The sequence below is a fragment of the Marinococcus sp. LNHM4E3-1 genome, assembly GCF_056034405.1.
On sequence record NZ_JBQLID010000002.1, the window covers coordinates 67,109 to 91,424 of the forward strand.

A 24,316-nucleotide genomic window follows, 5' to 3' on the forward strand; every position below is an offset into this window, starting at 1 on the left:
GAAGCACCGGAAGCCCAGGGCTCCGGTGCTTTTACGCATTCTCATAAGCCCTTTCAAGAGAGCGAATATTTAACTTTTTCATCCGGAGCATTACCTTCATGACGTTCGCTGCTTTGGCAGGGTCAGTGTCGGTTAAATATTTGCTTAGTATTTCAGGAACAACCTGCCAGGAAACGCCGTATTTATCTTTCAGCCAGCCGCACACCTGCGCCTTTTCATCACCTCCGGCGGAAAGGTGCTCCCAGTAATAATCCACTTCTTCCTGGTTGCTGCAGTTGACGATAAAAGAAATTGATTCATCAAATGTAAATGGCTGGTCCCCGCCGTTTAAAGCAATGAATTCCTGGTCTGCCAGAGCGAATTCAATTGTCAGAACGGTGCCTTCGGGCATACCGTGAATGTCATATCCTTCCTTTCCATAACGCGCCACCCTTTTTATTCTGGAATCAGGAAAAATACCGGTGTAGAAGTCCACCGCTTCCTCAGCATTATTGCTGAACCAAAGATTGGGCGTGATTTTTTGGATTTGAGTCATCAGCTTTCGCCTCCTTATACGTAAATCATACCGTACCCCTCGAGGGAGTATTTCTTCTCGATTGCTTTGTTAAAAGCAGTACAGAAAGAGGGGTGTCAGAAAATATAGCAGGGGAGTTGAAGGCGGCTGTCCTTTTGGATAAAATAAGTAATAATTAGTCACTGTATAACCCTGTTAATATGGTACGGGGGTCTCTACCAGGAACCGTAAAATCCTGATTACAAAGAAAATGCTCCGGCATGTCTTTGTGATCAGGATTTTTTTATTGCCGGATCCGGGACTTTTTTTCAAAAAACAAAATGGAGAGGAGCAAAAATGAAAACTACAAAAGAAATGCTGAAAAACCGTATAGCAGTAGCCGGAGGACAAAAGCCTGCAGACACAGTCGTCAGAAACGCATCGATCGTGAATGTGTTTACAGGTGAAATGATGGAGGGAGACGTGGCCATCGTTGACGGGTACTTTGCAGGCATCGGTTCCTATGATGGACAGGAAGTAATTGATGCGAAGGGGAAAATAATGATTCCTGGTATGATTGATGGTCATGTCCACATTGAAAGCTCCCTTCTGACCCCCCGGGAATTTGGAAATGTCGTGCTCTCCCACGGTGTGACTGCGGTAGTGACCGACCCGCACGAAATTGCCAATGTGGCTGGTGCTAGTGGCATTGAGTACATGATAGAAGACGCTGCGCGCACGGAGCTTGATATGTTTGTGATGCTTCCTTCATGTGTCCCGGCAGCACCGTTTGAAAGCAACGGAGCGATCCTGGAAGCAGAGCACCTCCTGCCATTTATCAACAACCCCGAGGTGCTGGGTCTGGCCGAGGTTATGGACTTCCCGGCTGTGGCAGAAGGAAAGGATGCAATGATGGAGAAGCTGCTTATTGGTGCTGCAGAAGGAAAGGCCATAGATGGTCACGCCGCCGGACTTACGGCCGAAGGCCTCAATGTTTTTATGGCTGCAGGCATTCGCACAGACCATGAAAGTGTTACAGCTGCAGAAGCAAAAAAGCGTCTCGATCTTGGAATGTATCTAATGATCCGGGAGGGGACCGTCGCTAAAGATTTAGACGCGCTGTTTCCAGCAATTACGGCAAGGAACGCGAGAAGGTGCCTGTTTGTTACCGACGATAAGCTGGTGGATGATTTAGTGGAGGAGGGGAGTGTGGACCATATTGTGAGGCGTGCAGTCCGTAAAGGGCTTGATCCTGTGACGGCTGTGCAGATGGTGACATTAAACGCCGCTGAATGCTTCGGTCTTCAACACCTCGGAGCGGTAGCACCGGGGTATCAGGCTGACTTTGTGCTGCTGGATGATCTTGAAGGATTCAATATCCATAATGTATACAAAAAAGGGCGTGTGGTTAGTGCGAACGTCCGGCCACTGGAAGAAACGGAGCGAGGGGCTTCTGCAGCATCGCTTCCGGGAATAAATACAGGTGAAGTAAAAGCTAATCATCTCGCTCTGCCGCTTGCTTCGGATTTTTGTCGTTTAATCGAAATTGTACCAAACAGTATAGTGACTAAAGAGCGTAAGGAACAAGTAACTGTGGAAGACGATCATTTTTGTATTTCTACTGAGGCAGACCAGCTGAAAATAGCAGTCATAGAAAGACACACTGCCAGCGAAAATATCGGTGTTGGTATTGTTAAAGGGCTCGATCTTAAATCCGGAGCGATTGCGACCACCATTTCCCATGATTCTCACAATATTATTGCCGCCGGCACGTCAGATAAAGACATTTTGGCGGCTGTCAGACATGTGATAGAGTCAAATGGAGGAATGGCTGTAGTGCAGGAAGAACAAGTATCAGCTTCGCTCCCGCTTTCTGTCGCGGGCTTAATGGCAGAAGAACCGTGGGAGGAGGTATATGAACGGCTGAACCTGTTGAATCAGGCTCTTGATTCTCTCGGGGCGCCGCGGGATTTCGATCCATTTCTGACTCTCTCCTTTTTAGCTCTCCCGGTGATTCCGGAGCTGAAAATGACGGCAAAAGGATTGTTTGATTTCCGCTCATTTTCACACGTGAAGGTGGAGGCTGAGCATTCATAAACTGAAACGGAGGAGGTATACATGCACATACGCAGAGCCCAGACCAGGGATTACTATAAGGTTAAACAGGTTATTAACGAATGGTGGGGCGGAAGAGATATGGCCGGTAAGCTGCCGAAGTTTCTGTTTGACCATTTTCAGGAAACAAGCTTTATTGCAGAAGTGAACGGCCGGATGACAGGTTTTCTTGTCGGGTTTTTATCTCAGACAAGAGATAAAGAGGCATATATACATTTCGCCGGTGTTCATCCGCATAACCGGGGAGAAGGTATCGCGGAAGGCTTGTACGAAGCTTTTTTTGACTGCGCACTTGATGAAGGCCGCCGCATCGTCCGGGCGGTGACGTCTCCTGATAATGAAGGCTCAGTGGCTTTTCATCAGGCGATGGGATTTAACCTGGTGACGGGTGATAAAGTGGAGAACGGGCTTCCGGTACATACTGACTACGACGGAGAAGAGCAGGATCGCATTCTTTTTGAAAAACAGCTGTAAAACAGCCGGCCTCTCTTTTTACGGAGAGCCGGCTTTCGCTATTTATTCTTTTACAGCGGCAAATTCGCGCAGAATCCGGGTAGTGGTCTCCCGGATCAAGCCGGGGAGAACGTGAAAGGAGTATGGCTTGTAGACTCTCTCGGTCCATTTATGCCCATCTTTTCCGTAAACACCCATATTGATGGAGGAGATATTCAGCTGTTTTATAGCATTGACCGGCACCGGATAAAGAGTGTCTCCCTCCGGCAAGTTTTTCAGCAGCGGCTCCAGCTCCGCATCCGACTCCTGAATGGATAAAAAGCTGCCATCGGATAAATAGGGAAAGAAATTGCGCATCTCAAATATTTCTCCGGTACTGGCCGAGTTGTTCTGCAGAATAAAGGAGAGGAATGTCTTCATTTTCCGGTGCCGGCTATTGGTGTCTGTTAAATAATTGTGCGGCAGAAACGGCGGAGCGTAGAAGAAAATGATCTGCGGTGTTTTATCCGGGTCAAGCTCACGCAGAGCGTGCACTAGTTCAAAGCTTCGCAGCCGGAGGTCCATGCCTGCTGTTTCAGACAGCCGTTTTTGAATGGCTGCCTGCGTGTCGAGTCCCTTTTGTTCTAACTCAAGGCGGTAGTTTTCATACGTCTTAACGTCTATTTCCCAGGAAATATTTTTCGGAGGCATGCCGGTCACCTCGATGTATCTATCGTATTGAGAAGCAAAGTACTGCTCCGATTCTTCCGCTGCCCTTCTGGCTGCCTGCAGCATTTGTTCGGTCACCTGCTCTGCGGTGGTTTCGTATAAAAAATAATTAAAATACACACGGCTGCCTGAAGCAGTCTGAACAGTGTAGCTTTCCTTCGTATCACGCTGATAAAGACATGTCGGAGGCAGAATCAGTTCCCCGGGAATATGCTCGGTTAAATCATAATTGTTGTGAATGCGCTCCGTCAGTTTAGCGGCAACGAAATTGGGGTCTACGCCGGCAAGCGTATCACCGACGTGCACTTCGCGCCCAAAAACGAAAAAGGCAGGCAGCAGTTTTCCGGCGGTTCCTGTATAGATATATTTTGTAGTATCCCCTTCATACAGAGGGGCGATAAAGTCGTTATTAATTGCGAGCAGGTACTGTAGGCCGTGGGAACGCTTTAAATCACGAAGAACAGGGAGCGCGCCGATGAGGCCGCAGTGCTCGCTTTCTTCATCGGGATTCAGTAAAAGCAGAATATTACCTTCGAGCTCTTCCGGTTGCTCCGAGAAATAAAGCAGATTTACAATATGCACGGCGATGCCGCTTTTCATATCAACAGATCCCCGGCCAAACATCCAGTCCCCGCTTAGGGCGTCTGCATGCACTTCAGGATCATTTGTATAGCCTTGAAAGTAAGGGAGCAGTTCTTTCGGCGAACAGGCCTGATGTTTAATGTTTCCGTAATCTTCGATGCCTACAGTATCGATGTGGGAATGATAAAGAATTGTCTGGGCTGAAGAAGGCAGTCCTTTAATAAAGGCAAACACATTCTGGCGTCCGTGAGGGTCCCCGTGAACCGGCTCCAGCCAGACGCGTTCGGGGAACTGTTGAAAATAAGGAAACGTACGCAGGATGCGGTAGAGCTCCCGGGCGATAGATACTTCTCCATCTGAAGCGTTCACACTGTTCCACTCCACCAGATATTCTGTAAGATATTCCGCCTGTTTTGCTATGGTAAGAGATTTTAAATTTTCGTACACTGCTGATCACCTCGCCGCAATAATTGCTGTTGTTTCTTATTCTACTGTATGAATCTTCCAAAGTAAGCAAAGAAGTGAATTTTCCTGCGAAAGATTATTTTGTGCCTCAAGTCCTGAATCGTGCAGAAACAGGCAGGAGAGCCGTATAATAACTATATAAAGGAGGAGAAAGTATGACAGTAACCATTAAAGCATTTCTGCAGGCAGATCCGGGAAAAGAGGAAGCATTGAAAACAGAGCTGAAAAAGGTGCTGGCTCCTTCGCGGGCAGAAGCGGGCTGCATAGAATATGTTCTTTATGAATCAGAAGCACAGGACGGGGTATTTATCTTTTCAGAGCAGTGGAAGGATGAAGAAGCCGTGCAGCAGCATATTCAGACCGAGCATTATCAGGCCTATCGGGAAAACACAGAAAATCTCGTCATATCAAGAGAAGTGTATAAATTAAAGCCCGTAGAATAAACGAAAAAGAAGCTGTTTGCCGACAGCTTCTTTTTTACTGGTTTTTCCTTATTTCACTACTTCGAACCGTTCACATACGACCGTCATATCCTCCCGGAATATTTCTCCAACCTCTTCGAGCGCTTCGGTAAAAAATTGTTCATGTGCATTCCACCAATACTCATATGAACGATCTCCTTCCCCTTCAGCCTCAGCAAATTCTTTGGGCACCTCGTTCATCGGCATAATTTTGACACTGGTGGTTTGGATAATACATACCGGATCGCCGGCTCTGTTTAAAACGATGCTGTAGTCCCCTATCGAAGGAAGAGGTTCATTTTCTATCTCATAAAACATGTAAGCAGAACATGTAGCCGTTTTGATTCCGGAGACGACAAGCTCTGCGAGCTCATCGGGATCCACGCCAAAGGACCAGGCTGTTACCTGTTCGGGAGGGGCCTCGTTTCGCTGCTGCCAAAAATTCTTCCAATAAGTATCTGCTGCCTGGTTCATTGCAACTCCCCGTTTCTGTGATGGTCTTTCTTTCATTAAAACATACTTCTGCAGGAATATATAACTTTGAAGAGCATATTAATAGAATCCTCCTGTAAATTTATTCGCGACACCGTTAAAAGTTTATGATAAAAGTAAATAAGAAAGATTTATATCGTTCTTACATTGGAGGAAAACAGAAATGAAGCTAATCGCTGTTGATTTAGACGGGACACTCATTAAAAAAGATCGTTCCATCAGTGCAGAAAATGTGAAGGCGATAAAGGCCGCACAGGAAAACGGAGATACAGTAGCTGTCTGCTCAGGAAGGTCGCTGCAGGACACTGAGGATATTTTGAAGCGCGCTGGATTGGACTGCCCGATGATGGTTGGAAACGGAGCGTGGACGTACCAGGACGGGGAGAGCATTGATCAGCTGGTCATGCCTGAAGGGATTACGGAAGAGCTGCTCCCCGAGCTTGAAAATGAAAAATGGTACTACGAGATATATACGAACCAGGGAGTAATACTGCTGAAAGAGGGGAAGGAGCGGCTGAGAGCAGAAGTGCGAAACGTACAGGAAGAGGACGAAGAGGTAACAGAAGCCTGGTCGGAAGAGGAGATGGGCATCCAGTATGCCCAGCACGGCACGGGCTATATGAAAGACTACCGGGACGTGAACCCGGCAACGGCAGAAATATACAAAATATTTGTATTGTCCTTTGACCGGAAAAGATTAAAAAAACTGAGGGACCGGCTGGCCCCGCGCACAGACGTTTCTCTGACGTCTTCGGGAATTACAAAGCTTGAAATCGCCCACCCAAGCGTAAGCAAAGGGTACGCTTTGCGCCGTATGGCAGAAGAAATGGGAGTGCCGCTCGAAAACACAGCAGCTATCGGGGACAACTTAAATGATCTGCCAATGTTTGAAGTCGCCGGTACCAGTGTTGCGATGGGAAATGCGGTGGAAGAAGTGATTGAGGCCGGGGATTACGTGACTAAAAGCTATATGGAAAATGGAGTGGCGTACGCTCTTGAAAATTATTTTTAAATATCCAGCAAAAAAATAAAAAGCCAGGAGAACCCTTCTATAGGGATCTTCTGGCTCTTGGTGCTGGTACTGTTTAAATTTGGCCGGCGCCCATGTAACGCGGGCCCCAGTAGGAACTATTCATGCTTGAAACAGTAACGCCGGTGGAAGCACCTGCGTGGATAAATTCGTTGTTTCCAACATAAATACCTGCGTGTGATGCGCCGCCTCGTGTATCAAAGAAAACGATGTCGCCAACAGACGGGCTGGAAACCTTTGTGCTTGCACTGTAAATGGATGCAACTGTACGCGGCATGCTTTTGCCGTGCTTATCATATACGTAGTTAATAAAACCGCTGCAGTCAAAACCGCTAGGTGATTCTCCGCCCCAAACATAAGGAGTGCCCATGTACTGCTTCGCTGTGCTTACAATGTCTGAACCAGTGCCAGTTGAAACGCCGGCTACCTGTTCATTGCTGCTCGAGCTGCTCGCAGAGGAACCGTCGTAATCCATCAGAGCGCTCTGCGTAGATGGCCCTGCTACACCGTAGTAGCTGCCGGAAGGAGACGAAAGACCTGTGGCGGACTGGAAATCCTTCACGGCCTGAAGTGTTTTAGGACCGAAACGGGAGCCGGTGTAGCCCTCGAAAAAGCCGTGCTCCTTTAATTTCTTTTGAAGAGCGTTTACGGAAGAATTACGATCGCCGTAAGATAAAGACCCGTGGCTTCCAATGGAAGTGGAGTTCGAGCTGCTCGATGTGTTCGATGAAGAGCTGGAACCAATTACGTCCATTAATGCTCCCTGGGTCGAAGGTCCCGCTACGCCATAATAGCTGCCGGCAGGAGAGGAAATTCCTTCTGCAGACTGGAAGTCCTTTACGGCCTGAAGTGTTTTAGGGCCGAAACGGGAGCCGGTGTAGCCTTCAAAGTATCCTTCTTCTTTTAACGCTTCCTGAAGGTCATTTACGGAGGAGTTGACATCACCATAGGATAAAGAACCATGATCATCAATTGCTGCATCCGCTGCCTGGGGGCCTGCGAATAGTACTCCTGCTGTTACTGCTGTTCCGAATAAGTATTTTTTCATTATGTGTGTTCACCTGCTTGGTCATCCGCTGTCTTAATATATGTAGGAGTATAATGATGAGTTTTTCGATATGAATACTGGAATTTATAAGTATAAGTAGTAGACAGGATAATGGATGTAGCGAAGTGAAGCTGCACCTCCTAAATGTATTTTTGTGAGTCTTTAGTATGTGTTTTTCTATAAACCCAATTCTATAAGAATGTGAGAGACAATTCAATAATGTGTAAGTTTTGTAATATAGTTTTAATAAAAAGGCTTTTATAAAAGGAATTCTGAAATAATCAAAGCAAAAAATTTCAATTGCTTTATTAATATTTTGAATTTTTAATAAATGAATCTAAAGGCTGTTATTTGGGTAAAAAAGACTATGTATAAAAATGGAAGCGAACTGTAATATGACGTTTTTCATGCAATTATTAAGGGAAATGAGTAAAACCTTTGAAGGTGAACAGTAATATACTTGTAATGTTTTCGTAATATAAAATGAATAATCATAATAAGTGTTAAATATGCATGTTTTATTTTTGCAATAATCCAGTAGCTATCCAATTATCTTTTTTATAAATAGAATATACAGAAACTACATTTTGATATTTAACCTGTCGGGAATAAGAAACTAATTGAAGGTTCAGAGAGAAAGGCAGACAGTAATGTTCGTTGGCAGAAAATTTTAGTTAAAGAAAGATTGGAGAAGCGAAACCAATAAAAGGAGCACTGTTATGAAAAGAGAAATTCCGAAAATATTTCAGAGAGACGCTCTTAGAAAGAAGTGGATGCTGGTGGCTTTACTCAGCACTATTTCAGCTGTAGTCGCGGCCGCTGTTTATGGAAGCAATAAGCCCCTGCCTGCGAATGTCTCCTATGAGGGGCGAAAGCATCGTACAGACCATGTTCTTTTTTTGGAGGATCATACCTACGTTTCCTCCACAGAGTCACAGGTGGCAGAACAAGAAATATTTGATACAGTGATCCGGAACATTGAAGAAGCGGACCAGTTTATCGTGATGGACATGTTCTACTTTAACAGCGACCATGAAGCGGGAGTGGATTTCCTCCCTTTAACGAGGCGTTTGTCGGAGGCGTTAATCGACAAAAAAGAAGCGGAGCCGGACATAGAAATAGTGGTTATAACTGACCCGGTTAACACTTTTTACGGGGCTTATACGCCTGAACATTTTCAGCGGCTCGAAAGGAGCGGCATTGAAGTCATTTTTACGGAGCTGGACGCATTAAGGGATTCGAATCCGTTTTACTCATGGTTTTACCGGACTTTTGTTCAGTGGTTTGAAAACCAGGGGAGGGGATGGCTACCTAACTTTTTCACGAGTAACGCTCCCGATGTAACGCTTCATTCTTATCTGGAAATTTTAAACTTTAAAGCCAATCACCGGAAAACGCTTGTTACAGAAAAGGCAGGAATGGTTACTTCAGCTAATCCTCACGATGCCAGCGGATATCATGCAAATACAGGCTTTGAAGTCAGAGGAGCTGTGCTGAAGGATTTATTGAAAACAGAAAAAGAAGTAGTGGAAATGGCGGGCCGCTCAGGGGAAAAATTCGATTCGTTCATCTCTAAAGTGGAAGTGCCGGAAGAAAACGGGAAGTACGAGGTTCAGCTGTTAACAGAGCGCAAAATTAAAGAGCGGGTGCTGAGAGAAATACGCGAATTACCCATGGACGGGAAATTACGTATGGGAATGTTTTATTTAGCGGACCGCGACGTCATCGAAGCGCTCATCGGGGCCGCTGACCGTGGCGCTGATATTGATATTATTATGGATATAAACGAAGAGGCTTTTGGAAGCGAAAAAATAGGCATACCCAATCAGCCGGCAGCTAACGAGCTCGTGGAGAAATCAAATGGCCGTATTAACATACGCTGGTATCATGCCGATGGGGTACAGTATCATGCCAAAATGATGATGATGGAAAAGGCTGAGGAGACAGTAGTTATTGGTGGATCAGCGAACCTGACAAAAAGAAATTTGAATAATTACAATTTGGAAACTGATGTTGTAGTTACCGGCAGTAATGAGTCGGAAGCCTTGAAAGGCGTACGGGATTATTATCATCGGCTGTGGAATAATTCTAATGGCACGCACACGCTGGATTACACAAAATATAAAAATGATTCCCGTTTGCTTTATTGGCGTTACCGGCTGCAGGAATGGAGTGGAATGTCTTCGTTTTAAACACAGAAAAATTAAAAAAGCAGAAACTTTTTCAGGACGAAGCGATACCCTGCGTACAGGCATAGAAACGCAGTTAACGCTATCGCTTGAAGCGTGAGCAAATAATAGGGCCATGGGCCGAAGAAATCGTAAGGGGAAGGAGACGCTGGTTTTTCCATTAAATACATGTAATTGGCGTCGAAATAGAGGTTTACCAAAAATGCCGCCACGGCAGCAACGTTCAAGGCTCCCCAAACGACAAACAAGGAACGAAAGGAAATAAACGTACGCTTTACAACGAGCTGATAAACAACGCCTGCCACAATCAGCGCATGTGTAATAAAAAAGTGAAGAAACCGAAAATGGGGAAAGCCGTAGCGTTCCATGTCCGGAAACACTATAGTAAGCAGGGCGCTTGAGGTACCGGCATAAAACGCGAATGCCGTCCAGAAGCGGCTGCCGGTTATAAGCATAATAACGACTGCTATCCAGGCCAGATCGCTGACTTTAAGTGGAAGTGAAAACCGCGGGTTCCAAATGCCGTTTGTAATATAAAAAAGCTGCAGGGCCAGTTGTCCAAGGAGGAAGGTGGAAATGATAAACCACTTTATCGTCTTTCTTGCTAAGGGCTCGCGCCGAAGGTAGCTTTGAAAAAGTATAAGACCAATACAGGCGAGGGCGAGAAAAAGCCATACCATAAGCTGCCCGGTACCAAAAGGTTCAAAGGCTGGACCGTCATGATTAAATTTCCACCACCACACGTTTCATCCCCTCCTAATTGTTTTTCTTTTATCAGTAAACACGTTGCCGAAGGATTCCCTCAGCCACTCTTCTTTAAACAAACGACTCCAGGGGCAGGCCTGGTTTCAATAATAAATAGTGTAAAGGAAAAACAAAGTATTCCTTTTCCTTTTTTACACTAAAGTATTGAAATATTAGTGTAATAGCGTTAAAATGCTAAATATTTCATAATTTAGAGAAAATAATGGGGTGGGAGAATGAACAGCCTGAATATATTTGTAAATAAATATTTTGCTGTTTTTGTGTTAGTTGTTGCGTTCATTGCTTATCTGCTGCCGGATGCATTTGTAGGAATTACCGGCTACATAACTATTTTACTCGGGATCATCATGTTTGGCATGGGGCTCACGCTAAACCTTTCCGATTTCCGTATTGTGGCGAAAAAGCCGCTGCCGGTGCTGACCGGGGTGATTGCACAGTTCGTTATTATGCCGCTTGCGGCCTTTATCATTGCCCTGGTTCTGCAGCTTCCGCCGGAAATAGCGGCAGGTCTCGTACTTGTAGGCGCGTGTCCGGGAGGAACAGCCTCGAATGTTATGGTTTATCTGGCCAAAGGGGACCTTCCGGTATCGGTTGCTATGACGACAGTGTCGACGCTGCTCGCTCCTCTTCTGACACCGTTTGCTCTATTGGTGTTTGCAAATGAGTGGCTGCCGGTGGACCCGCTGGCAATGTTCTTGTCCATTTTCCAGGTCATTATTATACCTATCGCGCTCGGCTTAATTATTAAACAACTGTTTCCAAAAACAGTGGAAAAAAGCGTTCAGGCGCTTCCAATTGTATCTATGGCAGCAATTATTGCTATTGTAGCCGGGGTCGTGGGAGCAAATCAGGAAAATATTGCTGCAACCGGACTATTGGTTTTTGCAGCGGTTGTGCTTCATAACAGCTTTGGTTTGGCCCTTGGCTATGTAACGGCGAAGCTGGTGGGATTAGACGAAACAAAACGGAGGGCGGTATCTATTGAGGTAGGAATGCAGAATTCCGGGCTTGGCACCCAGTTGGCCACGGTCCACTTCACGCCGCTTGCTGCGCTTCCAAGCGCTATTTTTTCCGTCTGGCATAATATCTCCGGGCCGCTGCTCGTGTCCTGGTGGGGGAGAAAAAGCCAGAAGAGGGAAGAGGCTGTAAAGGAAAAAGAGTGGAAGCACTATAAGTAAGAGAAAAAATCCCGTGCTCATATCGAGCGCGGGATTTTTAATAAAGAAAAATTACATGTGTTTTTCAAGCAGACCCTGAAGCTGGTCCTTCGGCTGGAAGCCGACGATTTGTTCTACCATTTCGCCGTCCTTGAAAATCATGAGTGTTGGAATGCTCATAACGCCGTATTTACCGGCAGTTTCCTGATTTTCGTCAACGTTTAATTTAGCAATTTTGACATTGTCGCCGATTTCTTCGTTAATTTCTTCGAGAACCGGAGCAATCATCTTGCAGGGTCCGCACCAAGGTGCCCAAAAGTCAGTTAGAACGACACCTTCGGAAATCTGTTCGGAAAAGTCCTGGTCTGATACGTGTACAATAGCCATTGATGAGTACCTCCTTCATTTCGCTTCATTGCGAGTATAGAGTAATCGTAGTACGAATAACCCTATTTGTCTAAAAGTATGCTTGGATCGTTCAATTTTTTCAAGAGAAGGAATGGAAAATGAAGCATGCGGGAAAAGAATATAAGCAAGAAAGCTCTCAAAGAGTATGTATTCGGGAACATACGAAGAAAGGAGGCCGCCATGTCAAAAAAAGACAGGGATAAAGAAATACGAAGCTACTTTCGGGCAATGGACCGCAGTTTTTATATGGATACAGACAAAAATCTTGCAAATTGGGATCAGGCTTTATCGATTGGGCACGGACAAACCATCTCCCAGCCATCGCTTGTATTGAAAATGACGCTGGAGCTGGACGTTGATGCCGTTTCCAGGGTGCTCGAGATTGGTACGGGCTCCGGCTACCAGACGGCTCTATTAGCAGCTTTTGCTGAACAGATCTATACAGTCGAACGGATTTTACCGCTGCAGGAAAGGGCCCGGGAGCGCCTGCAGGAAGCAGGGTTTACGAATATTAAGTATCGCCTGGGTGACGGCAGTAAAGGCTGGCCGGAGCATGCGCCGTACGATCGTATTATGGTAACAGCAGCAGCTAAAACTGTGCCGGAGTCCCTGGTCGGGCAGCTGGCAGCTCCCGGGAAAATGATCGTGCCGGTAGGCGGCCGAATGGGGCAGGAACTGCTGCTTATAGAAAAAAACAGTCAGGGAGAAGTGAACTCCTCTGTAGTCGAATATGTAGCGTTTGTACCGCTCAAGCAGGATGAAGAAACGTGATAAAATGCGGAAGGCATAAAGGGGCAGCTGATTAAAGGATGATTAGGCTTGCTGTTTTTCATTGTGTTACGCTTTACGTGCATTTTATTTCAAAGAGGAGGTTTATTATGCCAACAGTTAATGTAAAAGGCTACGGTACATTTGAAGTGGAAGAAGGAAAAAAATTAGTGCTTGCGCTTGAAGACAATGGTGTTGATATTCTGCACCGCTGCGGCGGGAACGCCAGGTGCACCACCTGCAGATGTGAAGTAAATGAAGGAGAACTCGGGCCGAAGGAAGCTCCAGAAGCCGCGATTCTCGAAAACAAAGACATTACTGATGAAAATATCAGGCTCTCCTGTCAAAACCGGGTGTATTCCGACCTGACGGTAACACCAGTCATGACGGCCTCCAATTCTGATATGGAGCCGGGAAGACGCCCGGTGGATTAAAATAAAGCCGCGGATCCTCCATGAGGCCGCGGCTTTATGCTATTTTCCGGCAGCATCGCCCGTTTTTTCTGTTTTGTTGATCAGCTTCGTTCCGACGAGGTCCCCGGTAACGTTTAAAGCTGTTGCTCCCATACCGACAAGTACATCAACTGCGGTTAAAAGTGCTACTGCTTCCATCGGGAGACCGACCTGGGCAAAAACGGTGGCAATCATAATAATGCCAGCCCCGGGAACTCCGGCGGTACCAACCGTAGCCAGTGTGCCGACAATTACAATTTGGAGAATGGCCACAAAGCTGAGCGGCTCGCCTACGACGTTTGCTGCGAAAACGGCGGAAACAGCGACCCGGATGGCGGCCCCATCCATGTTAATCGTCGCTCCAAGAGGCAGACTGAAGCCGTAAAGGCTCTGCTTTAATCTAAGATCACGTGCAGCGTTTAACGTGAGAGGAAGGGTGCCTGAGCTGCTTTGAGTGACGAAGGCCGTGAGCATAGGGGTGCGTGCTTCCCGGAAAAAGGCGCCCAGATTAGTTTTGGCAGCTAAAAGAAAGACAATATAAAGGCCAAGCTGTACTGCAAGGGCAATGTACAGCACGAGTATAAAATTACCGAGGGAGAGAAGCGTATTTGCTCCCTGACTGCCTACAATTTCAGCGATAATAGCAAAAATGCCGAAGGGGATGAACTGTAAAATGCCTTTCATAACGGTGAGCGTAAGTTCGTTTAAGGCTTCTGCCCCGCGGTACAGACGCTCGCCCATTTCTTTATAGCTTGAGGATGAACGCAGATAAGTTAAAGCAATGCCAAAAGCAAAGGCGGTAAAAATAATGCCCAGAAGATTCATCTCCGTAAAGGCTACGGCGATATTATCAGGAACGATATTTAATATAACCTCTGTAACTCCGGGGTTTTCCGGTGTATCAAAGCTTTCGCTCCCATCCAGCGTAGTGCCGGTGCCAGGGTTGAAAAGACTGGCGACAGAGGTGCCTACCACGATAGCTAAAGCAGAGGTAAGAAGGTAATAAATGAATACTTTGCCTCCCATCCGGCCGAGACCACCAATAGTAGTCTGATTAACCCCGACAATCAGTGTAAATAAAATCAACGGAACTATAATAAATTGAAGCAGCCGAAGCATAAGGTCGCCGATAGGGGCGAGCACGGCGGCGTCTTCACCGAAAATAAAACCTGCAGCGATACCGGCAATAAGAGCAGTTGTGATTTTGGCAATCAGCGACACATCAAAGTAACGCTTCATCAAGTGTTTCACCAGTTGAACCTCCTTTATTAATAAATTCTTATCGGTTTAATCAACATTATAAAAACTAAAGCAAACAGATGCTTCTGTCAAAATGAACGCTCAGGTGAGGGATGAGATTAACGATAAAAAAGAGTTTTCCCGCGTTGGAGAAAACTCTTTTGTAAAAGATATAAGACAGCACAACTAGCCATTTTAAAGCATTTGACTGATGGTTTTTGGATGCAGGTGCTGAATGAGGTAATCCGGGCCGCCGGCTTTGGCATCCGTGCCGGACATTTTGAAGCCGCCAAATGGGTGGTAGCCGACGATGGCACCGGTGCAGTTACGGTTGAAATAAAGATTGCCGACGTGGAAATGCAGCTTGGCGTATTCCAGACGGTCGATGTTATTGGAGATGACTGCCCCGGTTAAGCCGTATTCGGTATTGTTCGCAATATCAATGGCTTCTTCGTAGGAGGACGCTTTCGTAAAAGCGACGACCGGGCCAAAAATTTCTTCCTGCATGATTCGTGCTTTCGGGTCCAGATCGGCAAAGACGGTTGGGTCAATGAAGTATCCTTTGGAGTCGTCACTCTTTCCTCCAGCCACAAGCCGTCCTTCCTGCTTGCCGATATCAATATAGCCGGTGATTTTATCAAATGCTTTCTGATTGACGACAGGGCCCATGTAGTTGTCATAGGAAGTTGGATCCCCGACGGATAAAGCTTTGGCCTGCTTTTCCACTTTGCTCAGAACTTCGTCGTACACGTCCTGGTGAGCGACGACCCTGGAGCCTGCCGAGCATTTCTGGCCGGAAAATCCGTAGGCGGAAGCAATGATGGCCTCAGCGGCGGTGTCGAGATCTGCTTCGCTGTCGACGACGATTGTATCTTTGCCGCCCATTTCAACGATGACCCGCTTTAAATGCTGCTGGCCTTCCTGAATCTCGGCGGCTTTTTTGTACAAACGTGTGCCGGTGGCACGAGAGCCGGTGAAGCTGATGAGTGCTGTTTTCGGATGGTCCACGAGGTGGTCGCCGATTTCTTCGGGTTCACCGGGTACGAAGTTAATGACGCCGTCCGGCACGCCGGATTCAATCAGAATGTCCACAAACTTCGCAGCAATGACAGGGGTCGGCTCGGCCGGCTTTAACAAAACGGTGTTGCCCGTCACCAACGGGGCGACCGTTGTCCCGACCATGATCGCGCAGGCGAAATTCCATGGCGGAATCGTAACAGCCACACCGAGCGGCTGGTACACATATTGATTGTACTCTCCTTCCCGGCTGTTAATCGCTTTGCCGTTTTTCAGCTCAAGCATTTGGCGGGCATAATATTCGACGAAATCAATAGCTTCGGCCACATCGGCATCTGCTTCCTTCCAGGGCTTGCCGCCTTCTTTCACGAGCGTAGCCGACAATTCATGCTTCCGCCGGCGCATTTTTGCAGCTGCCCGGAACATGACCTCCGCACGTGCATCAGCACTTGTCGTTCTCCAGGACTGAAACGCTTCGCTTGCGGCATCGAATGCCTGATTAATTAATGCGGGATTGGCTTTGGAAACACTTCCGACGACTTCCTTTTTATTGGCAGGGTTGATGGAAACAAGCTTTTCCCCAGTGATAATCCGCTCACCGCCAATAATCAGCGGATAGTCCTGACCGAGGTTTTTTTCCACTTCTTTTATTGCCTCTGCAAATTCCTTTCGGTTCTTTTCATCCGTAAAATCGGTAAAGGGTTCATGACGGTACGCTGTATACATTTGAAAGCCTCCTATTATTAAAGTTCAGTAAGCACTTCTTCAATTCGTTCAGCCGCCCAGTCCAGATCCTGCTGTGAAATAACGAGCGGCGGGGCGAAGCGGATAACAGTATCGTGTGTTTCTTTACAGAGAATTCCTTTGTCTTTTAGCTGCTCGCAGCAGGCACGCGCCGGAATATCGAGTTCTATGCCGATAAACAGCCCTCTGCCCCGTACCTCTTTAATATGAGGGTTTATGATAGAGGCAAGCCTGCGTTTAAAATGCTCTCCGAGTTCAAGTGAACGGGCGGCAAGCTGCTGCTCTTCGATCACGTCAAGAGAAGCAGCCGCCACTGCACAGGCGAGGGGATTGCCGCCGAATGTAGATCCGTGGGATCCCGGGGTGAACACGCCAAGGATATCCTCGTTAGCAGCTACGCATGATATAGGGAAAACGCCGCCGCCCAGTGCTTTTCCGAGAATGTATATATCAGGAGTAACCCCGTCCCAGTCGCAGGCGAACATTTTACCGGCGCGTCCGAGACCGGATTGAATTTCATCAGCGGCAAACAGCACCTGATGGGCCTGGCACAGCTCGGACGCCTGCTGCAGAAATCCTTCAGGGGGTATTATAATTCCGGCTTCCCCCTGAATGGGCTCAACTAAAAATCCAGCTGTATGAGGGGTAATGGCTTTTTCGAGCGCCTTGAGATCCCCGTACGGTAAGATTTTAATACCCGGGAGCATCGGGCCGAAGCCCCGTTTGTATTCCTCTTCCGAAGAAAGGGAGACAGCGCTCATCGTACGTCCATGAAAGTTTCCTTCGCATGCAATAATTTCCGCACGCCCTTCCGGAATCCCTTTCTTTTCGTAGCCCCAGCGGCGGATCGCTTTGACTGCTGTTTCTACTGCTTCTGCCCCGGTATTCATGGGGAGTACCATGTTCTTGTTGGTTAAGGCTGACACTTTGTCATAAAAAGGAGCAAGCTGATCATTATGAAATGCCCGTGAGGTAAGCGTCACCCGGTCGGCCTGATCTTTCAGGGCCTGTATAATTTTGGGGTGGCGGTGGCCCTGATTAACAGCGGAGTATGCACTCAGCATGTCAATATAGGAGCGGCCCTCCGGATCCTTCACCCATATACCCTCCGCTTCAGTAATAACAATGGGAAGCGGTGTGTAATTCCGGGCACCGTGTTTATCGTTTTGATCGATGATCTGACTCGAAGACATTGTTTCTGTCATGCATACCCACTCCTAAAGTAAGGTTACTGTAAAAGTTGCAAGAACCGTGCCAACTTCAGAAGGCGCCTACAGCAGGAAGCAGCTGGTGAAACAGAGAGGAGAGGAAAAAAATTTTGCATGCAGTGATTAATTTTTTTGCACTTTTTTGAAAATTAAAGTGCTTTAATTACAAACAGAAAAACCGAATACTGGGTGAAATAAAGAATAAATTTTAATTTAGAACTTTATGTGAAAACATTCACAAATTTATTGTGCCAGTGGCTTCTCTGGGTTATGCTCTATATGTGAAATGATTCACATATAGAGATGAAGAGAAGGAAGGGATTTTCATGTTTGTGGAAACGTACGATCCGTTTCAAAATATTGTTTTTTCTGCTCTGGCAGCTGCAGTGCCAATTTTATTGTTCCTGGTATGCCTGACACTGTTCAAAATGAAAGGCATCTATGCCGCTTTGCTTACGCTCGGCGTTACTTTTGTAATAGCAATGGGAGTTTTCGGCCTGCCGCTTGCTCAAAGCGGCGGGGCAGTGACAGAAGGAATTGTGCAGGGGCTGTTTCCGATCGGCTATATTATTATCATGGCTGTCTGGCTGTATAAGGTATCGGTCGCATCAGGGAAATTTCAAACGATCCAAAACAGCATCGCTTCGATTTCCGCAGATCAGCGGGTGCAATTATTATTAATAGGTTTTTGTTTTAATGCCTTTCTGGAAGGCGCTGCAGGGTTTGGAGTACCGATAGCTATTTGTGCCGTGCTGCTCGTTCAGCTCGGGTTTCAGCCGCTTCAGGCAGCTATGCTTTGTCTGATTGCCAACGGCGCAGCCGGAGCTTTTGGGGCCATCGGAGTGCCTGTAGGTATTATTGATACACTTCAGCTGGGAATAACTGCAATGGATGTGTCACAGATGACTGCACTCACGCTTCCGCTCGTTAACTTCAGCATTCCGTTTTTACTGATATTTCTTCTGGACGGGTTAAAGGGGGTTAAAGAAACTCTTCCGGCAATCCTGGTAACAGCTGTAACATATACGGTGCTCCAGGCAGTGATTACGGTTACTGCTGGTCCTGAGCTTGCCAATATTATTCCTTCCCTGGCAGCAATGGGAGCTCTTGCCATTCTCCAGCGGTTCTGGCAACCGGTTAATATTTTCCGCCTTGATGGTAAAGAATATGTGCGAGCTGAACCGAAAGCGAAAGGATCTTGGAGGACGGTAGTATTTGCCTGGTCACCGTTTTATCTGCTGACGATTTTTATCATGATATGGAGCTTTCCAGGATTTAAAGCGCTTTTTGAAGACAGCGGCATACTTTCCCCTGCGGTGCTTGGTTTTATTCTGCCGGGAACGTACAGCAGCTCGGCGGGCCAGGGAATTGTATTTAACCTGAACTTTATCGGAGCTACAGGTACAGCTATTCTGCTGGCGGTGCTCGTGACAGTGTTATTTGCCAAAAACATGAACTGGTCCAGGGCGCATGCAGAATTAATGCAGACATTAAAAGAGCTGTGGCTGCCGATTGTCACCATTTGTGCCATTCTTGCAGTAGCTAAGCTTGCCACCTATGGTGGACTAACGATGGCTATGGGGGAAGCAGCAGCTATGACAGGGAATATCTTTCCTTTCCTATCACCTGTACTTGGCTGGATTGGAGTATTTATGACAGGATCGGTCGTAAATAATAATACGTTGTTTGCTTCTATTCAAACGACAGCTGCTGCGGGAGTTGGCGTTGATGGGGCACTGTTGGTAGCTGCCAACACAGCAGGAGGAGTAATGGCGAAGCTGATCTCGCCGCAGTCCATCGCTATTGCGACTGCCGCTGTGGGACAGACAGGTAAGGAAGGGCAACTAATGAAAATGACGCTCAAATACAGCCTGTACCTTCTATTATTTGTCTGCCTGTGGACGTTTGCTCTGAGTTTATTTATTCATTAAAGCGGATTGTTGGGACAAAAAAATACAGCAAAAAGGACCGGCTTTTCAGCGTCGGTCCTTTTTATTGCCCGGGAAATAAAAAGGTTTATTCTGATTAGCCCGAAATCGAAGGGGATTCAGGTACTGCTCTTGGTTTTCCGATCAGGTACCCCTGGGCCAGGTCAAATCCAATTTCGCGCACACAGTTCAATTCTTCAGAACGCTCAATTCCCTCAGCCAGCGTAATAATACCGTAGCTGCCTGCGCGTGAAACGATTTTTTCCAGCCGCTGCTGCTTTTTAATGTCCTGATCGCAATGGTCGACTAGTGAACGGTCGATTTTTACGTAATGCGGCTGCAGCTCCTCCATAACATCAATCGTCGAGTAGCCGGCTCCAAGATCATCTAAAGCAACACGTACACCGTACGATTGAAAGGCTTGAAAAATACGGAGCAGGTGTTCGAGCTCATCAAACTTTTCTGTCTCCACCACTTCAAACACAAGATCCTTTGTAGAAATCCCGCAGCTTTTGGCTGTTGCAAATGTAGAGAGCAGACAGTGGTCCGGATCATAGATCGAAGAGGGGAGAAAATTAATAAACCGTTTGATGCCGGGCTTTAGATATTTGGCACTGGTTTTAATAGACGCAATGCGTGCCCGGTTGTCTAAAAGCGACTGCAGGCCGCTCTGCTGGGAAAATGAAAACAGCTGATCCGGGCGGAACTGGGCAGCATCTGCCTGCGGGCGCATGAGAAATTCGTATCCCATTACTTCACCGGTGTTCAATTGAATAATCGGCTGCATGTGATGAGTGAACTGCTCATTATTGATGACAGTCATAAAAGAGGGGCGGGAAATCCGCTCTTTCAGTTGGTGGAAATTAATCATGTTCGCATGGGCCTGCTGATCTTTACCTGTCCAGGTGCCCTTTAACTCGGCCGGGTCTCCGGGAAGGGTGCGTTCAATGAAATCCAGAAAAGGGCCGAGTGTCTGAACAGCAGAATAGTAATAATGAAGCGTATTATCCTGAGTGTAGGAATTGTAACCGTTTTGGAGCATGTGATAATGAAGCTCACGGAGCACACTGAAGGTTGTATGGGTGAACAACAGATACCCGGAAGATTCCAAATCAGGCAGTGCTGTGCAGCTGGAGCATTGATTCATGATCTTAGGTCCTCCTATTCAAAACGTACGCTTATATAGCTTTATGTTCTCTCTATTTTATCGGATTCCGAAAGAAATTGTTGAAAAAAACATAAAAAAGCAGAGAAAAGGAGGTGTCCCTTTCTCTGCGCATATTATTGTGCTTCTTTTTTTATTTCACTATTTACGGAAGAGGATGCTGTAATTCCCTGCTTTTGAGCCATTGCTTTGGCTGCTTTCGGCGCGAGCCAGAGCGTTGGAAGCAGAATAAGAGAGACGGGAACGGCGGTTACTACGATAAATGACTGCAGGGCGTCCACGCTGCCTTCACCGATAAACAACAGGCAGGCAGCCACGGCTCCCATAATAACCACCCAGAAAACACGAATGGCAGAATGCGGCTCTTCGCTGTCACTGACTACAATTGAAATCGTGTAGGACATAGAATCCGTCGTAGTCACAACGAAAAGAATAGTAACTAATAGAAAACAGAAAGCGATAAATGTTCCGAGAGGCAGCTGCTGCACGATTGCCATCATCGAAGCAGGCATGCCCGATTCAAACAGGGCATCTGAAACCGAGCCCGGGTTGTTTAATTCATAAAAGATGCCCGTACCGCCAACAATGGTAAACCAGAAGTTTGTGACAAGAGGAGCGATAATAGACACGGCTAGAATCAGCTGCCGGATCGTTCTTCCGCGGGAAATTCTCGTAATGAAAATGGCCATCATCGGCCCATAGCCCAAAAACCATCCCCAGAAAAAGATCGTCCATAAACCGAGCCACTCATTGTTTCCGCGAAAGCTGCTCATTTGTGCAAATTCCTGCGTATAAACCCCGAACGAAGAGATAAAGGCGTCTAAAATGAAGCCGCCCGGGCCAATAAGCAATATAAATAAAATCAGAACAATCGTAAACCATACATTGAACCGGCTTAAAAGCTGAATTCCTTTATGAATACCGGTGACGGCGGATATAGAAGCTACAGCTACAAGACCGGCAATAATCATAAACTGTGTCGGATAATTGTTTGGGATCCCCATAAGGGTCTCAAAGCCATAGCCAGCCTGGGTACCTAAAAAGCCAATAGGACCGATAGTGCCGGCAGCTACCGAAACGATCGAACACACATCCACGATCGTGCCAAGCGGACTGTGAATAGCGATTTTTTCGCCGAAGACCGGATAAAGAAGCGTCCGTGGACGAAGAGGCATGCCTTTATCGTAATGTGCATGCATTAACACTATAGTACTAAGCGTTCCGAGAATAGCCCAGGCGAGAAATCCCCAGTGTAGAAAGCTTTGAGCGAGTGCGGGCTGTATTGCTTCGGAGGAACTGCTTTCCAGCCCGGAAAATACCGGTGGCAGATCCATGAAATGATAAATAGGCTCGGCTGCAGCCCAGAAAACCCCACCGCCGGCCAGCAGGGTACACATAATGATGGAAAGCCATTTAAAATAGCTGAATTCCGGTTCTGCTAAATTGCCAAGGCGTACACGTCCGTATTTCGAAAAGCCGATATAGAGTCCGATGAAAAAAGTGGCAAGTAAAAGAATCTGCCAAAAAGCTCCGAAAAAGGCAACAGCCCAGTTAAAGGTGGTCGTGACAAACTGGCCGACAGCTCCTGCGTTAATAAGAGAAAAAACGACAAATAAGATCAACAGTCCACCGCTGAGAAGCGTGACCGGCCAGTCATTGTTTTTCCAATGATTCGGGGGTTGTGAAGACACAAATATTCCTACTTTCTTTTATATATGGAGTAAAGATTTATGCGGACAGAGAAAAGTCAGGACTGAAAAATCGATTTTCAGCAGCCCGACACAAAGAACATATCATAGTAGAACCAGTTGGTTTCGTCAATGAAAAAGGCTGTAAGTTTTGCAAAACCAGCAGGTTTTAAGGTAAAAGCATTCTTCTTGAGAAAAAGTGTTCTTCTGTATTAATACAGAAAGTATTTAAGTGCTCTATTTGTTAAAAAGAAGAACTCATTTTAATCGGCACCTGCGAACCTTTGATATAAAAGGAAATAAAAATTTCAAAAAATTATTATAAAACAGTTGACGAAATTTATATACTGTTATAATATAGTCTCAACAAAACAAATTGTACTATAACAGAAAACGCAGCTGCATCTCAAATTTGTTTAATCTGAAGAAAAAGGAGAGAGACATATGATTCGTCAGGAAGATGTAAAACAGATGGAAGAAGCCTGGGAGAACGAGGAACGCTGGAAAGGAATTACACGCCCATATTCAGCAGAGGATGTATTGAAGCTTCGTGGGTCGATTAAAGTAGAATATACACTCGCTGATATGGGGGCGAATCGTCTTTGGAATTTAATGCAGGAGGATCCGTTCGTACGGGCGCTTGGGGCACTTACCGGCAATCAGGCCGTGCAGCAGGTGAAAGCAGGATTGAAAGCGATTTATTTAAGCGGATGGCAGGTTGCCGCTGACGCCAACCTCTCTGGCCATATGTATCCGGATCAAAGCTTATATCCTGCCAACAGCGTTCCGCATGTAGTACAGCGTATCAACCAGGCGCTGCAGCGGGCCGATCAGATTGAGCATCTTGAAGGAAATGACGAAACAAACTTTTTTGCTCCAATCGTAGCCGACGGGGAAGCAGGATTTGGAGGCCGTCTGAACGTGTTTGAATTAACCAAATCGATGATCGAAGCGGGAGCCGCCGGTGTTCATTTTGAAGACCAGCTTGCCTCCGAAAAGAAATGCGGCCATTTGGGCGGAAAGGTATTGATACCGACGAGCACCGCTATCCAGAATCTTATTTCTGCAAGACTCGCAGCAGACGTAATGGGAGTGCCGACAATTATCGTAGCCAGAACCGATGCGAATGCGGCCGATTTGCTTACAAGCGACATTGATGCCTATGATCACTCATTTATCCGAAGCAACGAACGGACCGAGGAAGGCTTTTACCGTACGAATAATGGGCTGGACCAGGCGATTGCAAGAGGTCTTGCTTATGCACCGTACGCCGACCTTGTCTGGTGCGAGACCTCTGAACCAAACCTTGAGGAAGCACAGAAATTTGCAGACGCGATTCACGAAAAATTCCCGGGGAAAATGCTTGCCTATAATTGCTCGCCTTCCTTTAACTGGAAAGCAAAGCTGAGTGACGAGGAAATTGAAACCTTCCAGGAGCGGCTGGGCGAGATGGGATATAAGTTCCAGTTTGTTACTCTGGCCGGCTTTCACGCTCTTAACAACAGCATGTTTGAACTGGCTGGCGGCTATAAGGAGCGCGGCATGGGTGCTTATTCCGAGCTTCAGCAAAAGGAATTTGCCAACGAAGACCATGGCTACACGGCAACGCGCCACCAGCGTGAGGTTGGTACAGGATACTTCGATCAGGTAGCAACTACCATCTCAAGCGGAAAATCATCCACAACAGCGATGAAGGGCTCTACAGAATCAAGTCAGTTCAGCCGGTAAGTATTAAAAAATC

Annotated in this window: 21 protein-coding genes and 1 riboswitch; of the genes, 10 read left to right on the forward strand and 11 right to left on the reverse strand. The window is 46.7% G+C overall.

Annotated features, from left to right (window positions below):
• Nucleotides 1-31: 31 nt before the first annotated feature.
• On the reverse strand, nucleotides 32-535 hold the full coding sequence (locus ACTRXI_RS02430; RefSeq protein ID WP_474260907.1) for a VOC family protein: 504 nt from the start codon (nucleotides 533-535) through the stop codon (nucleotides 32-34).
• 141 nt (nucleotides 536-676) lie between these two features.
• Nucleotides 677-776, forward strand: a riboswitch (purine riboswitch).
• 74 nt (nucleotides 777-850) lie between these two features.
• Here ACTRXI_RS02430 and ade point away from each other — a divergent pair.
• Nucleotides 851-2,590, forward strand: a complete 1,740-nt coding sequence (gene ade / locus ACTRXI_RS02435) for an adenine deaminase (protein WP_474260908.1) — start codon at nucleotides 851-853, stop codon at nucleotides 2,588-2,590.
• 21 nt (nucleotides 2,591-2,611) lie between these two features.
• A complete protein-coding gene (locus tag ACTRXI_RS02440) occupies nucleotides 2,612-3,082 on the forward strand; it encodes an N-acetyltransferase family protein (protein WP_474260909.1) in 471 nt (156 codons plus the stop codon).
• A gap of 42 nt (nucleotides 3,083-3,124) precedes the next feature.
• On the opposite strand, the gene ACTRXI_RS02445 is transcribed toward ACTRXI_RS02440, so the two are convergent.
• Complete coding sequence (locus ACTRXI_RS02445) at nucleotides 3,125-4,798, reverse strand: M20/M25/M40 family metallo-hydrolase (protein ID WP_474260910.1); 1,674 nt, start codon at nucleotides 4,796-4,798, stop codon at nucleotides 3,125-3,127.
• A 173-nt stretch (nucleotides 4,799-4,971) separates the two neighbouring features.
• On the opposite strand from ACTRXI_RS02445, the gene ACTRXI_RS02450 reads away from it, so the two are divergent.
• A complete protein-coding gene (locus ACTRXI_RS02450; RefSeq protein ID WP_474260911.1) occupies nucleotides 4,972-5,259 on the forward strand; it encodes a putative quinol monooxygenase in 288 nt (95 codons plus the stop codon).
• Between the two features lie 48 nt (nucleotides 5,260-5,307).
• Here ACTRXI_RS02450 and ACTRXI_RS02455 read toward each other — a convergent pair whose 3' ends face one another.
• Nucleotides 5,308-5,751, reverse strand: coding sequence for an ASCH domain-containing protein (locus ACTRXI_RS02455; RefSeq protein ID WP_474261137.1), 444 nt, complete (start codon nucleotides 5,749-5,751; stop codon nucleotides 5,308-5,310).
• A 181-nt stretch (nucleotides 5,752-5,932) separates the two neighbouring features.
• Here ACTRXI_RS02455 and ACTRXI_RS02460 point away from each other — a divergent pair, with 181 nt between their 5' ends.
• Nucleotides 5,933-6,781 carry a Cof-type HAD-IIB family hydrolase gene (locus ACTRXI_RS02460; protein ID WP_474260912.1) on the forward strand — a complete coding sequence of 283 codons (849 nt, stop codon included), beginning with the start codon at nucleotides 5,933-5,935 and terminating at the stop codon, nucleotides 6,779-6,781.
• A 73-nt stretch (nucleotides 6,782-6,854) separates the two neighbouring features.
• On the opposite strand, the gene ACTRXI_RS02465 is transcribed toward ACTRXI_RS02460, so the two are convergent.
• Nucleotides 6,855-7,847, reverse strand: coding sequence for a C40 family peptidase (locus tag ACTRXI_RS02465; protein ID WP_474260913.1), 993 nt, complete (start codon nucleotides 7,845-7,847; stop codon nucleotides 6,855-6,857).
• Between the two features lie 719 nt (nucleotides 7,848-8,566).
• On the opposite strand from ACTRXI_RS02465, the gene ACTRXI_RS02470 reads away from it, so the two are divergent.
• Nucleotides 8,567-10,039 (forward strand): phospholipase D family protein, encoded by a 1,473-nt coding sequence (locus ACTRXI_RS02470; RefSeq protein ID WP_474260914.1) that lies wholly within the window; start codon nucleotides 8,567-8,569, stop codon nucleotides 10,037-10,039.
• A gap of 11 nt (nucleotides 10,040-10,050) precedes the next feature.
• Here the strand turns inward: ACTRXI_RS02470 and ACTRXI_RS02475 are convergent, their stop codons facing one another.
• A complete protein-coding gene (locus ACTRXI_RS02475) occupies nucleotides 10,051-10,779 on the reverse strand; it encodes a YwaF family protein (RefSeq protein ID WP_474260915.1) in 729 nt (242 codons plus the stop codon).
• A 237-nt stretch (nucleotides 10,780-11,016) separates the two neighbouring features.
• Between ACTRXI_RS02475 and ACTRXI_RS02480 the strand changes: the two genes are divergently transcribed.
• Nucleotides 11,017-11,979, forward strand: coding sequence for a bile acid:sodium symporter family protein (locus ACTRXI_RS02480; protein ID WP_474260916.1), 963 nt, complete (start codon nucleotides 11,017-11,019; stop codon nucleotides 11,977-11,979).
• A 51-nt stretch (nucleotides 11,980-12,030) separates the two neighbouring features.
• Here the strand turns inward: ACTRXI_RS02480 and trxA are convergent, their stop codons facing one another.
• A complete protein-coding gene (gene trxA, locus ACTRXI_RS02485) occupies nucleotides 12,031-12,345 on the reverse strand; it encodes a thioredoxin (RefSeq protein WP_322526643.1) in 315 nt (104 codons plus the stop codon).
• A gap of 201 nt (nucleotides 12,346-12,546) precedes the next feature.
• On the opposite strand from trxA, the gene ACTRXI_RS02490 reads away from it, so the two are divergent.
• Nucleotides 12,547-13,137, forward strand: coding sequence for a protein-L-isoaspartate(D-aspartate) O-methyltransferase (locus ACTRXI_RS02490; RefSeq protein ID WP_474260917.1), 591 nt, complete (start codon nucleotides 12,547-12,549; stop codon nucleotides 13,135-13,137).
• 107 nt (nucleotides 13,138-13,244) lie between these two features.
• The gene (locus ACTRXI_RS02495; protein ID WP_474260918.1) at nucleotides 13,245-13,568 is read left to right on the forward strand and encodes a 2Fe-2S iron-sulfur cluster-binding protein; all 324 of its coding nucleotides are present in this window, start codon (nucleotides 13,245-13,247) and stop codon (nucleotides 13,566-13,568) included.
• A 39-nt stretch (nucleotides 13,569-13,607) separates the two neighbouring features.
• On the opposite strand, the gene ACTRXI_RS02500 is transcribed toward ACTRXI_RS02495, so the two are convergent.
• The 3 genes from ACTRXI_RS02500 to ACTRXI_RS02510 all read right to left on the reverse strand — a co-directional run bounded on the left by ACTRXI_RS02500 (nucleotide 13,608) and on the right by ACTRXI_RS02510 (nucleotide 17,791).
• Nucleotides 13,608-14,837 carry a dicarboxylate/amino acid:cation symporter gene (locus tag ACTRXI_RS02500; RefSeq protein WP_474260919.1) on the reverse strand — a complete coding sequence of 410 codons (1,230 nt, stop codon included), beginning with the start codon at nucleotides 14,835-14,837 and terminating at the stop codon, nucleotides 13,608-13,610.
• Nucleotides 14,838-15,020: 183 nt separating this feature from the next.
• Nucleotides 15,021-16,568: an L-glutamate gamma-semialdehyde dehydrogenase gene (gene pruA / locus ACTRXI_RS02505; protein ID WP_474260920.1), complete on the reverse strand. Its 1,548-nt coding sequence runs from the start codon at nucleotides 16,566-16,568 to the stop codon at nucleotides 15,021-15,023.
• A gap of 17 nt (nucleotides 16,569-16,585) precedes the next feature.
• The gene (locus tag ACTRXI_RS02510) at nucleotides 16,586-17,791 is read right to left on the reverse strand and encodes an ornithine--oxo-acid transaminase (RefSeq protein ID WP_474260921.1); all 1,206 of its coding nucleotides are present in this window, start codon (nucleotides 17,789-17,791) and stop codon (nucleotides 16,586-16,588) included.
• 329 nt (nucleotides 17,792-18,120) lie between these two features.
• On the opposite strand from ACTRXI_RS02510, the gene ACTRXI_RS02515 reads away from it, so the two are divergent.
• Nucleotides 18,121-19,725, forward strand: a complete 1,605-nt coding sequence (locus ACTRXI_RS02515) for an L-lactate permease (protein WP_474260922.1) — start codon at nucleotides 18,121-18,123, stop codon at nucleotides 19,723-19,725.
• 94 nt (nucleotides 19,726-19,819) lie between these two features.
• Here ACTRXI_RS02515 and ACTRXI_RS02520 read toward each other — a convergent pair whose 3' ends face one another.
• Nucleotides 19,820-20,869 (reverse strand): EAL domain-containing protein, encoded by a 1,050-nt coding sequence (locus ACTRXI_RS02520; RefSeq protein ID WP_474260924.1) that lies wholly within the window; start codon nucleotides 20,867-20,869, stop codon nucleotides 19,820-19,822.
• Between the two features lie 134 nt (nucleotides 20,870-21,003).
• Nucleotides 21,004-22,578: a BCCT family transporter gene (locus tag ACTRXI_RS02525; RefSeq protein WP_474260925.1), complete on the reverse strand. Its 1,575-nt coding sequence runs from the start codon at nucleotides 22,576-22,578 to the stop codon at nucleotides 21,004-21,006.
• Nucleotides 22,579-23,019: 441 nt separating this feature from the next.
• Here ACTRXI_RS02525 and aceA point away from each other — a divergent pair, with 441 nt between their 5' ends.
• Nucleotides 23,020-24,303: an isocitrate lyase gene (aceA, locus tag ACTRXI_RS02530; RefSeq protein WP_298784703.1), complete on the forward strand. Its 1,284-nt coding sequence runs from the start codon at nucleotides 23,020-23,022 to the stop codon at nucleotides 24,301-24,303.
• The last annotated feature ends 13 nt before the right edge of the window (nucleotides 24,304-24,316 follow it).

Bases quoted from the DNA above. Each gene is read 5' to 3' on its own strand.
- ACTRXI_RS02470 (WP_474260914.1), top strand. From the start codon at position 8,567: ATGAAAAGAGAAATTCCGAAAATATTTCAGAGAGACGCTCTTAGAAAG.
- ACTRXI_RS02490 (WP_474260917.1), top strand. From the start codon at position 12,547: ATGTCAAAAAAAGACAGGGATAAAGAAATACGAAGCTACTTTCGGGCA.
- ACTRXI_RS02515 (WP_474260922.1), top strand. From the start codon at position 18,121: ATGTTTGTGGAAACGTACGATCCGTTTCAAAATATTGTTTTTTCTGCT.
- ACTRXI_RS02510 (WP_474260921.1), bottom strand. From the start codon at position 17,791: ATGACAGAAACAATGTCTTCGAGTCAGATCATCGATCAAAACGATAAA.
- trxA (WP_322526643.1), bottom strand. From the start codon at position 12,345: ATGGCTATTGTACACGTATCAGACCAGGACTTTTCCGAACAGATTTCC.
- pruA (WP_474260920.1), bottom strand. From the start codon at position 16,568: ATGTATACAGCGTACCGTCATGAACCCTTTACCGATTTTACGGATGAA.
- ACTRXI_RS02450 (WP_474260911.1), top strand. From the start codon at position 4,972: ATGACAGTAACCATTAAAGCATTTCTGCAGGCAGATCCGGGAAAAGAG.
- ade (WP_474260908.1), top strand. From the start codon at position 851: ATGAAAACTACAAAAGAAATGCTGAAAAACCGTATAGCAGTAGCCGGA.
- ACTRXI_RS02465 (WP_474260913.1), bottom strand. From the start codon at position 7,847: ATGAAAAAATACTTATTCGGAACAGCAGTAACAGCAGGAGTACTATTC.
- ACTRXI_RS02495 (WP_474260918.1), top strand. From the start codon at position 13,245: ATGCCAACAGTTAATGTAAAAGGCTACGGTACATTTGAAGTGGAAGAA.
- ACTRXI_RS02520 (WP_474260924.1), bottom strand. From the start codon at position 20,869: ATGAATCAATGCTCCAGCTGCACAGCACTGCCTGATTTGGAATCTTCC.
- ACTRXI_RS02460 (WP_474260912.1), top strand. From the start codon at position 5,933: ATGAAGCTAATCGCTGTTGATTTAGACGGGACACTCATTAAAAAAGAT.
- ACTRXI_RS02480 (WP_474260916.1), top strand. From the start codon at position 11,017: ATGAACAGCCTGAATATATTTGTAAATAAATATTTTGCTGTTTTTGTG.
- ACTRXI_RS02455 (WP_474261137.1), bottom strand. From the start codon at position 5,751: ATGAACCAGGCAGCAGATACTTATTGGAAGAATTTTTGGCAGCAGCGA.
- ACTRXI_RS02430 (WP_474260907.1), bottom strand. From the start codon at position 535: ATGACTCAAATCCAAAAAATCACGCCCAATCTTTGGTTCAGCAATAAT.
- ACTRXI_RS02440 (WP_474260909.1), top strand. From the start codon at position 2,612: ATGCACATACGCAGAGCCCAGACCAGGGATTACTATAAGGTTAAACAG.
- aceA (WP_298784703.1), top strand. From the start codon at position 23,020: ATGATTCGTCAGGAAGATGTAAAACAGATGGAAGAAGCCTGGGAGAAC.